Source organism: Pseudolysinimonas kribbensis, assembly GCF_030161895.1.
GTDB lineage: Bacteria > Actinomycetota > Actinomycetes > Actinomycetales > Microbacteriaceae > Pseudolysinimonas > Pseudolysinimonas kribbensis.
Genome location: NZ_BSVB01000001.1, coordinates 259865 through 272503, shown reverse-complemented (window position 1 = coordinate 272503; position 12639 = coordinate 259865). Strand labels below are relative to the sequence as shown.

6 protein-coding genes, 3 rRNA genes and 2 pseudogenes are annotated in these 12639 nt (G+C 65.8%); all 11 read left to right on the top strand.

From position 1 onward, the window contains the following. Nucleotides 1-220 precede the first annotated feature (220 nt). Nucleotides 221-877, top strand: a complete 657-nt coding sequence (locus tag QQK35_RS01560; RefSeq protein ID WP_284252342.1) for a hypothetical protein — start codon at nucleotides 221-223, stop codon at nucleotides 875-877. A 499-nt stretch (nucleotides 878-1376) separates the two neighbouring features. Beyond that, nucleotides 1377-2898 (top strand): 16S ribosomal RNA (locus QQK35_RS01555). A gap of 425 nt (nucleotides 2899-3323) precedes the next feature. Then, nucleotides 3324-6436: ribosomal RNA gene (locus QQK35_RS01550) — 23S ribosomal RNA — on the top strand. A gap of 100 nt (nucleotides 6437-6536) precedes the next feature. After that, nucleotides 6537-6653, top strand: a 5S ribosomal RNA gene (gene rrf, locus QQK35_RS01545). The 16S, 23S and 5S rRNA genes sit together here, the layout of an rRNA operon. 93 nt (nucleotides 6654-6746) lie before the next feature. Continuing rightward, complete coding sequence (locus tag QQK35_RS01540) at nucleotides 6747-7271, top strand: hypothetical protein (RefSeq protein ID WP_284252340.1); 525 nt, start codon at nucleotides 6747-6749, stop codon at nucleotides 7269-7271. Beyond that, nucleotides 7220-7894 carry a tetratricopeptide repeat protein gene (locus tag QQK35_RS01535; RefSeq protein ID WP_284252338.1) on the top strand — a complete coding sequence of 225 codons (675 nt, stop codon included), beginning with the start codon at nucleotides 7220-7222 and terminating at the stop codon, nucleotides 7892-7894. Before QQK35_RS01540 ends, QQK35_RS01535 begins: the two co-directional genes overlap by 52 nt. Continuing rightward, nucleotides 7878-8894 carry an HAD-IIA family hydrolase gene (locus tag QQK35_RS01530; RefSeq protein ID WP_284252336.1) on the top strand — a complete coding sequence of 339 codons (1017 nt, stop codon included), beginning with the start codon at nucleotides 7878-7880 and terminating at the stop codon, nucleotides 8892-8894. The genes QQK35_RS01535 and QQK35_RS01530 overlap by 17 nt, the downstream gene beginning before the upstream one ends. Beyond that, nucleotides 8891-9043 carry a hypothetical protein gene (locus tag QQK35_RS01525; RefSeq protein WP_284252334.1) on the top strand — a complete coding sequence of 51 codons (153 nt, stop codon included), beginning with the start codon at nucleotides 8891-8893 and terminating at the stop codon, nucleotides 9041-9043. The genes QQK35_RS01530 and QQK35_RS01525 overlap by 4 nt, the downstream gene beginning before the upstream one ends. 17 nt (nucleotides 9044-9060) lie before the next feature. After that, nucleotides 9061-9851, top strand: a pseudogene (locus QQK35_RS01520) (TlyA family RNA methyltransferase). A gap of 49 nt (nucleotides 9852-9900) precedes the next feature. Further along, nucleotides 9901-10881 (top strand): NAD kinase, encoded by a 981-nt coding sequence (locus QQK35_RS01515; protein ID WP_284252333.1) that lies wholly within the window; start codon nucleotides 9901-9903, stop codon nucleotides 10879-10881. Next, nucleotides 10878-12585: pseudogene (recN, locus tag QQK35_RS01510) on the top strand (DNA repair protein RecN). The gene QQK35_RS01515 and the pseudogene recN overlap by 4 nt, the downstream one beginning before the upstream one ends. Nucleotides 12586-12639 lie beyond the last annotated feature (54 nt).

Sequence of the window (12639 nt, the reverse complement as noted above, 5' to 3'; positions counted from 1 at the left end):
GGTGATCGCGCCCGCCCGGGGCCGACGGGCCGCGGTGGCGCCGACCGTTCCCGATCCGCCGACGTTCGAACCGCCCGCTCCGGAGCCCGCCCCATCCGAACCGGCACCCGCGTCGATCTTCGCCGCGGCTCTCCCGGTGCCGGCGGGAGCGCCACCCTCGCCGGATGCCGCTCCCGTGACCGCACCGCCCCCGGGCGCTGCACCTGCGCCCGCTCCCACCTTGCCGGCACCGCCCGCGTCGCCCTCGATGGCCGGCTCGCCGCGGGATCTCTCCGGTCCGCTGCTGCCCGGTGACTACGAGGAGGTCGACGAACAGCAGCTGGCGCGTTCGACGCCGCTCGAGCGCATCCTGTTCGCCCTGGCGTTCCTCGTGCCCCCGGTCGGACTGATCGGATCGATCATCGCGGCGGTCCGCAGCTCGTCGCGTCGGGGCTGGGTGATCGGGCTGCTGAAGGCGGGCATGGCCGTCGGGGTCGTCTTCTGCATCGTCGCCGCGGGCTGCGCCTACGCGGGCTACAACGTCCTCCGGCAGCAGCAGGCGCACGACCGCGTCGCCGCCGCCAGCGCGGGATTCTGTGCCGCGATCAACAAGGACCCGACCCTGGGCCGTGACGACGGCGGGTGGCCCCAGCCGGCGACCTCCGTGCCGGCCTCGCTGAGTGCGATGCAGGCCTTCGTCGATCGCTGGAACGCATTGGCGAAGGCGTCGCCCGCCGGCATCCGGTCGAAGGTTGCGACGGTGGCCGCCGCCGGCTCCGAGGTGATCAAGACCGTCACGGCGCAGCGCACCGTCAACGACGCCGACAACCGGTCGCTCGTGCAGTCCGCGGTGTCCTCCTCGGGCGTCCGGAACTGGCGCTCGGAGTACTGCGGCTAGCGCGACACGCCCGGGATTCGCGCCCGATTTGGCACGCGGCCGAACCGCCCGTAATGTAACTCCCTGTCACCCCAAAGGTGCGGCAGGGCCGAGAGCCCGCCGGCCTCAAGCGGGACGGATCCCCACTCGGAACGAGCCGGACACGGCTGCGCCCCGCGTGGTACGATCGAAAACCCATCCTGACTCGGAACTTCGGTTCCGGCGGTGTGTCGCAAGACCAGCCGCGTCCGGATGGGTAAGTTAGGACAGTTGCCCTGACGCCGAGCCTGAAGAAGGCGGAGGTCAGGTGCGCCCGATCCTTGAGAACTCAACAGCGTGCACTATGTCAAATGCCAAATATTACCTCGTGCCCTGACTTCGGTCAGAGCAGAGATTCCTTTGGATTGACGGATTGTCAGTAGACGATCCTTTCAGTCAGATCAAATTCACGTCGTCGATCGGTTTTCCCCGGTCGCGGCGTACGGTTTGCCGTCGACTTCGGTCGGCGTGCTACCACACCTTTACGGAGAGTTTGATCCTGGCTCAGGACGAACGCTGGCGGCGTGCTTAACACATGCAAGTCGAACGGTGAAGCAGGAGCTTGCTCCTGCGGATCAGTGGCGAACGGGTGAGTAACACGTGAGCAATCTGCCCTGGACTCTGGGATAAGCGTTGGAAACGACGTCTAATACCGGATACGAGACGCGAAGGCATCTTCAGCGTCTGGAAAGAACTTCGGTCCAGGATGAGCTCGCGGCCTATCAGCTAGTTGGTGAGGTAATGGCCCACCAAGGCGACGACGGGTAGCCGGCCTGAGAGGGTGACCGGCCACACTGGGACTGAGACACGGCCCAGACTCCTACGGGAGGCAGCAGTGGGGAATATTGCACAATGGGCGCAAGCCTGATGCAGCAACGCCGCGTGAGGGACGACGGCCTTCGGGTTGTAAACCTCTTTTAGTAGGGAAGAAGCGAAAGTGACGGTACCTGCAGAAAAAGCACCGGCTAACTACGTGCCAGCAGCCGCGGTAATACGTAGGGTGCAAGCGTTGTCCGGAATTATTGGGCGTAAAGAGCTCGTAGGCGGTTTGTCGCGTCTGCTGTGAAAACCCGAGGCTCAACCTCGGGCCTGCAGTGGGTACGGGCAGACTAGAGTGCGGTAGGGGAGATTGGAATTCCTGGTGTAGCGGTGGAATGCGCAGATATCAGGAGGAACACCGATGGCGAAGGCAGATCTCTGGGCCGTAACTGACGCTGAGGAGCGAAAGCGTGGGGAGCGAACAGGATTAGATACCCTGGTAGTCCACGCCGTAAACGTTGGGCGCTAGATGTGGGGACCATTCCACGGTTTCCGTGTCGCAGCTAACGCATTAAGCGCCCCGCCTGGGGAGTACGGCCGCAAGGCTAAAACTCAAAGGAATTGACGGGGGCCCGCACAAGCGGCGGAGCATGCGGATTAATTCGATGCAACGCGAAGAACCTTACCAAGGCTTGACATATACGAGAACGCTCTAGAAATAGAGAACTCTTTGGACACTCGTATACAGGTGGTGCATGGTTGTCGTCAGCTCGTGTCGTGAGATGTTGGGTTAAGTCCCGCAACGAGCGCAACCCTCGTTCTATGTTGCCAGCACGTAATGGTGGGAACTCATAGGAGACTGCCGGGGTCAACTCGGAGGAAGGTGGGGATGACGTCAAATCATCATGCCCCTTATGTCTTGGGCTTCACGCATGCTACAATGGCCGGTACAAAGGGCTGCGATACCGCAAGGTGGAGCGAATCCCAAAAAGCCGGTCTCAGTTCGGATTGAGGTCTGCAACTCGACCTCATGAAGTCGGAGTCGCTAGTAATCGTGGATCAGCAACGCCACGGTGAATACGTTCCCGGGCCTTGTACACACCGCCCGTCAAGTCATGAAAGTCGGTAACACCCGAAGCCAGTGGCCCAACCGCAAGGAGGAGCTGTCGAAGGTGGGATCGGTGATTAGGACTAAGTCGTAACAAGGTAGCCGTACCGGAAGGTGCGGCTGGATCACCTCCTTTCTAAGGAGCATCTGGATCGCTTGCGATCCCAGAGCCACTTCTCGAGCGAATGTCTCGAGGTGGTCAGCTCATGGGTGGAACATTGACATAGGCCTTGAGCTCGGACTCGAGATCCCAGTACGCACTTCGGTGAAGGAACGGATCGGAAGCGAGTGCTCGGGGCGTGCACGCTGTTGGGTCCTGAGGGACCGGTCGCCTCCGCATGTCGGAGCTGCCAGAACTCAGGACCTCGACCGTTGCCGGCGTGATGGCAGGCGCGGACGGGGTACCGCCCGTACTTTGAGAACTACACAGTGGACGCGAGCATCTTAGATTCGAAGTCTTCGGACTTCTGATCTACAAATAGTGGTCCGGTTTCGACCGGACACACTGGTCATGTCTTGCGCCGGCTTCGGTTGGTGCGAGACGCGATTCAAAACTCATGTAGTCAAGTTTCTAAGAGCAGACGGTGGATGCCTTGGCATCTGGAGCCGAAGAAGGACGTAGCAATCTGCGATAAGCCTCGGGGAGTTGATAAGCGAACTTCGATCCGAGGATTTCCGAATGGGGAAACCCCGTCAGGCGTACTTGTGCGACCTGATGACTCCCGCCTGAATATATAGGGCGGGTAGAGGGAACGTGGGGAAGTGAAACATCTCAGTACCCACAGGAAGAGAAAGCAACCGCGATTCCGTTAGTAGTGGCGAGCGAAACCGGAACAGGCCAAACCGATCATGTGTGATAGCCGGCAGGCGTTGCATGGTCGGGGTTGTGGGACCTTCACGTACTTCTGCCGAAGTACACGTCGACGTGCGCGATATAGGTGAACGGCATTGAAAGGCCGACCGCAGAGGGTGCCAGTCCCGTAACCGAAATGTCGCGCAGAGGCGGAAGGGATCCCAAGTAGCACGGGGCCCGAGAAATCCCGTGTGAATCTGCCAGGACCACCTGGTAAGCCTAAATACTCCCAGATGACCGATAGCGGACAAGTACCGTGAGGGAAAGGTGAAAAGTACCCCGGGAGGGGAGTGAAATAGTACCTGAAACCGTCTGCTTACAAACCGTTGGAGCAGCCCTAGCAGCTGTGACAGCGTGCCTTTTGAAGAATGAGCCTGCGAGTTAGCGGTATGTGGCGAGGTTAACCCGTGAGGGGTAGCCGTAGCGAAAGCGAGTTCGAATAGAGCGATCCAGTCGCATGCCCTAGACCCGAAGCGAAGTGATCTATCCATGGCCAGGTTGAAGCGACGGTAAGACGTCGTGGAGGACCGAACCCACTTGGGTTGAAAACCGAGGGGATGAGCTGTGGATAGGGGTGAAAGGCCAATCAAACTTCGTGATAGCTGGTTCTCTCCGAAATGCATTTAGGTGCAGCGTTGCGTGTTTCTTGCCGGAGGTAGAGCTACTGGATGGCCGATGGGCCCCAAAAGGTTACTGACGTCAGCCAAACTCCGAATGCCGGTAAGTGAGAGCGCAGCAGTGAGACGGTGGGGGATAAGCTTCATCGTCGAGAGGGAAACAACCCAGACTACCGACTAAGGCCCCTAAGCGTGTGCTAAGTGGGAAAGGATGTGGAGTTGCACAGACAACCAGGAGGTTGGCTTAGAAGCAGCCACCCTTGAAAGAGTGCGTAATAGCTCACTGGTCAAGTGATTCCGCGCCGACAATGTAACGGGGCTCAAGCACACCGCCGAAGTCGTAGAATTCGCACATGTGGTAGGCCTTCGTGGTCCAGCCGTGCGGATTGGTAGGAGAGCGTCGTGTGGCGAGTGAAGCGGCGGGGTGACCCAGCCGTGGACGCCACACGAGTGAGAATGCAGGCATGAGTAGCGAAAGACATGTGAGAAACATGTCCTCCGGAAGACCAAGGGTTCCAGGGTCAAGCTAATCTTCCCTGGGTAAGTCGGGACCTAAGGCGAGGCCGACAGGCGTAGTCGATGGACAACGGGTTGATATTCCCGTACCGGCGAAGAACCGCCCCAGCTAATCCAGTAGTGCTAAGAGTCCTAATCCGGCTGACGGATCCCTTCGGGGTGAAGCGGCCGGCCTAACGCTCGACCCCATGCTGGTGCGGCTAGCGTATTAACAGGTGTGACGCAGGAAGGTAGCTGAGCCAGGCGATGGTTGTCCTGGTGTAAGGGTGTAGGGCAGGAGATAGGCAAATCCGTCTCCTATATAGCCTGAGACCCGACGCGTATCCCTCACGGGAGAAATCAGTGATCCTATGCTGCCGAGAAAAGCATCGACGCGAGGTTCTAGCCGCCCGTACCCCAAACCGACTCAGGTGGTCAGGTAGAGAATACCAAGGAGATCGAGAGAATCGTGGTTAAGGAACTCGGCAAAATGCCCCCGTAACTTCGGGAGAAGGGGGCCGAATGGGTGAAGGGACTTGCTCCTGGAGCCTTGAAGGCCGCAGAGACCAGTGGGAAGCGACTGTTTACTAAAAACACAGGTCCGTGCCAAGTCGCAAGACGATGTATACGGACTGACGCCTGCCCGGTGCTGGAAGGTTAAGAGGAAGGGTTAGCTTCGGCGAAGCTCTGAATTTAAGCCCCAGTAAACGGCGGTGGTAACTATAACCATCCTAAGGTAGCGAAATTCCTTGTCGGGTAAGTTCCGACCTGCACGAATGGCGTAACGACTTCCCAGCTGTCTCAACCGCGAACTCGGCGAAATTGCACTACGAGTAAAGATGCTCGTTACGCGCAGCAGGACGGAAAGACCCCGTGACCTTTACTACAGCTTGGTATTGGTGTTCGGTGTGGCTTGTGTAGGATAGGTGGGAGACTTTGAAGCGGGCACGCCAGTGTTCGTGGAGTCATTGTTGAAATACCACTCTGGTCACTCTGGATGTCTAACTACGAACCGTAATCCGGTTCTGGGACAGTGCCTGGTGGGTAGTTTAACTGGGGCGGTTGCCTCCCAAAGAGTAACGGAGGCGCCCAAAGGTTCCCTCAACCTGGTTGGCAATCAGGTGTCGAGTGTAAGTGCACAAGGGAGCTTGACTGTGAGAGTGACGGCTCGAGCAGGGACGAAAGTCGGGACTAGTGATCCGGCAGTGGCTTGTGGAAGCGCTGTCGCTCAACGGATAAAAGGTACCTCGGGGATAACAGGCTGATCTTGCCCAAGAGTCCATATCGACGGCATGGTTTGGCACCTCGATGTCGGCTCGTCGCATCCTGGGGCTGGAGTAGGTCCCAAGGGTTGGGCTGTTCGCCCATTAAAGCGGTACGCGAGCTGGGTTTAGAACGTCGTGAGACAGTTCGGTCCCTATCCGCTGCGCGCGTAGGAAATTTGAGAAGATCTGTCCTTAGTACGAGAGGACCGGGACGGACGAACCTCTGGTGTGTCAGTTGTTCCGCCAGGAGCACCGCTGATTAGCTACGTTCGGAACGGATAACCGCTGAAAGCATCTAAGCGGGAAGCCGGCTTCAAGATGAGATTTCCATCCCTTCGGGGGAGAGGCTCCCAGCCAGACGACTGGGTTGATAGGCCGGATGTGGAAGTGGGGACTAAAGACCCACGCAGCTGACCGGTACTAATAAGCCGATAACTTGATAACATCAGTTTTGCTGATGCTCGCGTCCACTTGTAGCTCTCGATGTACGGTCGGGAGCGTCGCTGAGAGATCAGCGCCGACGACGATGACACATCAATAGTGTTTCGGCGGCCATAGCGAAGGGGAAACGCCCGGTTACATTCCGAACCCGGAAGCTAAGACCTTCTGCGCCGATGGTACTGCAGGGGAGACCCTGTGGGAGAGTAGGACACCGCCGGACTTCTTTCCGAGGAGGCCACCCATTGCTGGGTGGCCTCCTCGTGTTTAAGCAGCTTTTCGAGAGGACTGACGATGGCGGAGCAACGTCCACGACGTGGCGGCGATGGTCGTTCCGACCGAGGCGGCGCGTCGGGCCGGCCGCAATCCGGAGGCCGAGCAGGTCGTCCGGATCGTTCCGGTGGTACGGGTCGTCCGCAGCGTGATGGTGGTGTCGGCCGCCCGCAGCGTGACGGTGGTACGGGTCGTCCGCAGCGCGACGGTGGTGCTGGGCGTCCGCAGCGTGACGGTGCGGGTCGTCCGCAGCGCGACGGTGGTGCCGGTCGTCCGCAGCGCGGTGATGGCGCGGGTCGTCCCGAGCGTGGCACCGGCACCGGCCGGCCGGATCGCGGCGACGCAGCCGCGCGTCCGAGTCGCGGCGGTGCCGGCGGTGCCGGCGGTCCGCGTCGGTCCAGTGGCGCGGGCGCGCCCCAGCAGCGCGGCGCCCGGCCCCCGCGTCGTGACGGGGGTGCACCGACGACGGATGCTGCGTCTCGACCGCGGCACGACGATCCGCCGATCCCCGAGGACGTGCTGCCCGCCCAGCTCGACAGGGCGGCTCGCGCCGAGCTCAAGACGTTGACCAAGGAGAACGCCGACGCGGTCGCGCAGCACCTGGTGATGGCCGGTCGCCTGATCGACTCCGATCCGGCCCTGGCGCATCGGCACGCACTGGCCGCCGAGCGCCGCGGCGGCCGGATCGCCGTCGTGCGGGAGAGCCTCGGCATCACGGCGTATGCCACGGAGGACTTCGCGCTCGCGCTGCGCGAGCTCCGCACCTACCGCCGGATCTCGGGGCGCGACGACCAGCTGCCGCTCATGGTCGACAGCGAACGCGGAGTGGGCCGCCCCGAGAAGGCGCTCGAGCTGGGGCGCAGCGTGCCGCGGGATCGGCTCGACCCGGCCGTGCAGGTCGCTCTCGCGATCGCGATGTCGGGGGCGCGTCTGGATCTCGGACAGCCGGAGGCGGCGCTCGAGGAACTCCGCATCCCGCAGCTCGATCCGGAGCGCGCGTTCGCCTGGAGCCCCGCCCTGTTCGATGCGTACGCGACCGTGCTCGAGGAGCTCGGCCGCGACGATGAGGCGGAGCAGTGGTGGCAGCGCTCCGACCGGGCGTCGATCGCGCTCGACCGCGCGGCGATCCCGGAGGGCGAGGAGATCGTCGAGGTGATCGAGGAGGAGCAGCCGGATGGCGCGGTCGACTGAGCAGGCGCGGCCGCTCGACGGCGCCGACCTGCTGCTGCTCGACCTGGACGGCGTCGTCTACGCGGGCTCGGCGCCGATCCCGCACGCGGTCGACAGCATCAATCGCGCCCAGCAGGCGGTGCGCGTCGCCTACCTGACGAACAACGCCTCGCGCACGGATGCGACCGTGGCCGCGCAGCTGACCGAGCTGGGGCTGCGGGTGAGCCCCGACGAGATCGTGACCTCGCCGCAGGCGGCCGTGACCGTGCTCGCCGAGCAGGTGCCGGAGGGGTCGATGGTCCTCGTCGTCGGCGGTGAGGGCCTGACCTCCGAGCTCGAGAAAGCCGGATTCACGGTGACGCGGTCGGCGGAGGACGGCCCGGCCGCCGTGGTCCAGGGCTTCCATCCATCGGTCGCGTGGACGGACCTCGCGGAGGCGAGCTACGCCCTCCGCGCCGACCCGACCATGCCCTGGATCGCCACCAACACCGACTGGACCATCCCGCAGACCCGCGGCATCGCGCCCGGCAACGGCACACTGGTATCGGCGGTGCACACGGTCGTGGGCCGGCTGCCCGTCGTGGCGGGCAAGCCCGAACGCGCGATCTTCGATGCCGCGGTCGCACGGTTCGGCGGCGACCATCCGCTCTTCGTCGGCGACCGCCTCGACACCGACATCGTCGGCGCCAACCGGGCGGGGCAGACCTCGGCGCTCGTCATGACCGGGATCGACGGACCGAAGCAGGTGCTGGCCGCGGAGAAGGATTCCCGCCCGCACTACCTGCTCGCCGACCTGCGCGACCTGTTCCAGCCCTACCCGGCGCCGACCGTCGAGCAGAAGCGCGGCACGACGCGGATCCGCTCCGGGCGAGCGGTCGTCACGGTCGCCGACGATGCGGTGCGACTGGAGCGCGCCTCCGAGCCGATCGAGATCCTGAGGGCCGCCGCTGCCGCGATCTGGGGAACCGGCAAGCCGATCTACGCGCTCGACGTCGCCGCCGAGCTATATTCCTGGTCGTGAGCGACGACACCGACCAGACCCGCGACGGCCTGCTCTCGCGGCTGCGGGTGATCGAGGATCAGCCGCTCGAGACCCGGGCGGAGGCGCTCGGGCACCTGCACGACGAGTTGCGCATCCGGCTCGAAGCCGGCGACGCGCCGCGCCGCTGACCGCCCGCGACGGCGACATGCCCGCAGCGCGACTCGATGCCGAGCTCGTGCGGCGCGGGCTCGCCCGCTCGCGCGCCGAGGCATCCCGCGCCTTGGCCGAGGGCCGGGTGAGCGTCGACGGCGTGCCCGTGGCGAAGGCGGCTACCCGGGTGGCTCCGGATGCCGTGCTCGACCTCACGGGCGCCGACGCGTACGTCAGCCGAGCGGCCCACAAGCTCGTCGCGGCGCTCGACGCGTTCGGGATCGATCCCGCGGGGCGGTTCGCGCTCGACATCGGGGCGAGCACCGGGGGCTTCACGCAGGTGCTGCTCGAGCGGGGAGCGCGCCGGGTGCTCGCCCTCGACGTGGGGCATGGGCAGCTCGCCGAGCCGGTGCGCTCCGACCCCCGGGTGGTCGTCGTGGAGGGTCGCAACGCCCGGACGATCACCGCGGGTTCGGTGGCGGACTGGGTCGGCGATCCGGAGCCGGCGAGCCTGGTGGTCGCGGATCTCTCGTTCATCCCGCTCGGCGTGGTGCTGCCCGCCCTCGTGGCGACGGCACCGGATGCCGACTTCGCGCTGCTGATCAAACCGCAGTTCGAGGTGGGCCGGCAGGGGGTGCGCGAGGGCATCGTGCGCGATCGGTCGTTGCGCCAGGATGCCGTGACGGGCGTGCTCTGGGCGGCGCACGACCTCGGGCTGCGCACGGCCGGCCTCGCCCCTCCCCAATCCTCGGCGGAGCGGGGAACCACGAGTATCTGGTGCACTTCAGCGCGAGCGTCGGGGGCGATCCCTCAGAATGGAGGGACACGGTGTCGGCGTTGACCTGACGCCGCACGATCGGCCGGTGTTCCGGCGCCACCAGGAGAAGGAGCACGGATGACCGATGCGCGGCATCTCCTCGTGATCGCCCATACCGGTCGCGACGATTCCCTCCAGGCCGGCATCGAGGTGTGCCGGCAGCTCATCGCGGCGGGTCTCGTCCCGGTGGTCTCCGACGACGAGCACGACGACCTGCTGCGCGCCGCGCCGGATCTGGCGCCGCTCGCGCTGCTGGGTGCGGATGTCGCCTCCCACGACATCGAGCTCGTCATCGTGCTGGGCGGCGACGGCACGATCCTGCGTGCTGCGGAGTTCGCCCGCGGCACGGATGCGCCGCTGCTCGGCGTGAACCTCGGGCACGTCGGCTTCCTGGCCGAGGCCGAGCGCGAGGACCTGGCCCAGACGGTGACGCGCGCGCTCGCCCGCGACTACGAGGTCGAGGAGCGGATGACGCTCTCGGTGCGGGTGAAGCTGCGCGGCGAGGTCGTGTACGAGACCTGGGCGCTCAACGAGGCGTCGGTCGAGAAGGCCAACCGCGAACGCTCGCTCGAGGTCGTCGTCGAGGTCGACGGGCGGCCGCTGTCGAGCTTCGGCTGCGATGGCGTCGTGATGTCGACGCCCACCGGATCGACCGCGTACTCGTTCTCGGCCGGCGGTCCGGTCGTCTGGCCGAGCGTCGACGCGATGCTCATGGTGCCGCTGTCGGCGCACGCGCTCTTCGCGCGTCCGCTCGTGGTGGGCCCGCAGTCCTCGCTCGCCGTGGAGCTGCTGCCGCGGTCGACGGCCTCCGGCGTGCTGTGGGCCGACGGACGGCGCACGTTCGATCTGCCGACCGCGGCGCGCGTCGTGGTGCGTCGCTCGCCCATCCCGGTGCGGCTCGCCCGGCTCACCCCGCGGCCGTTCACCGACCGGCTCGTCGGCAAGTTCTCCCTGCCGGTCGGCGGGTGGCGTGGCCCGGGTCGCGACGACCCGGTGACCGACACGATCGCCGTCGCCGCCGCACTCGACGACGATGCCGCGGGCGAGGCGGCTCCATGATCGAGGAGATCGTCATCCGCGATCTCGGCGTGATCGGGGACGCCCGGCTTCCCCTCGGGCGGGGTTTCACGGCGCTGACGGGCGAGACCGGCGCCGGCAAGACCATGGTCGTCACCGCGCTCGGCCTGCTGCTGGGCGATCGCGCCGACTCCGGCATCGTCCGCGCCGGGAGCGATCACGCCGTCATCGAGGGGCACTGGCAGGTCGCGTCGACGGGGCCGGTCGCCGACCGGGTGCGCGACGCGGGCGGCGACCTCGACGAGGACGGCACCGGTGCCGGTGAGCTCATCCTGACCCGCGAGGTCTCGGCCGAGGGCGCAGCCGCGCGACCGTGGGCGGTCGCTCGGCGCCGGTCGGGGTGCTCGGCGAGCTCGGCGAGCATCTCGTCGTCGTGCACGGCCAGTCCGAGCAGCTGCGGCTCAAGTCGGCGGCGGCCCAGCGCGAGGCGCTCGACCGGTTCGCGGGCCAGGAGCTGGCGACCGTGCTCGGCGACTACCAGGACGTCTTCCGGCGTTGGCAGTCCGAGCAGTCCGAGCTCGACGTGCTCGTCGCCGAGCGCGACCGGCGCGGCCGCGAGGCGGAGGAGCTCCGCATCGCGATGGAGGAGATCGAGAAGGCGGCGCCGCAGCGCGGCGAAGACGATGAGCTCGCCGAGCGCGCCGCGCGGCTGACCAACCTCGAGGACCTGCGGCTCGCCGCCGCCGAGGCGCAGGAGCGCATCTCGTCGCAGCTGCTCGACGGGGGTCCGGATGCCGTGGCGCTCGTCGAGGGCGCCCGGCACGCCGTGGAGCGGGTCGTCGAGCACGACACCGCGCTCGCGCCGATCCTCGAGGCGCTGACCTCCGCGTCCTTCGCGCTCAGCGAGGTCTCCGCCCAGCTGTCGCACTACCTCGGGGGCTCGACGCGGATGGCGCCCGGGAGCTGGAGGCGATCCAGGAGCGCAGGGCGACGCTGGCATCCCTCGTCCGCCGCTACGGGCCCGGCCTCGACGAGGTCATCGACTATCTCGAATCCGGCAGCACCCGCCTGCTCGAACTCGACGGCGATGCCGACCGCATCACGCTGCTCGAGCAGGAGGTCGCGGCCGACGGCGCACGCGTCGAGGAGCTCGCCGCGGCCCTCACGGCGATCCGACGGGAGGCCGCCGGCCGGCTCGGCGACGCCGTGACCGCCGAGCTCGGCTCGCTCGCGATGCCGGATGCCCGCCTCGTGGTGGAGGTCGAGGAGCGCGAGCTCACGCTGACCGGTCGCGACCAGGTCGCGATCCTGCTGCAGCCCCATGCGGGCGCGGAGCCCCGGCCGGTGTCGCGCGGGGCGTCGGGCGGCGAGCTCTCGCGGGTGATGCTCGCGATCGAGGTGGTGCTGGCGGGCAGCGACCCGGTGCCGACTTTCGTGTTCGACGAGGTCGACGCGGGAGTCGGCGGGGCGGCGGCGACCGAGATCGGGCGACGGCTGGCCCGGCTCGCCGAGACGTCCCAGGTGATCGTCGTCACCCACCTCGCCCAGGTCGCCGCGTTCTCGAACAACCACCTCGTCGTCGAGAAGGGCAGCGACGGGTCGGTCACGGCTTCGAGCGTGCGGCTCGTGCACGCGGACGATCGCGCCCTCGAGATGGCGCGGCTGCTCTCGGGGTCGCCCGACTCGGCGCACGCGCTCGCCCACGCGCGGGAGCTGCTCGAAGCCGCGCATGGACGCTGGAGCTAGGAGCGAAGGCCATTTCTGGCCTTCGCCGCGACGCCAGTCCCGGTGCCCGTCTCG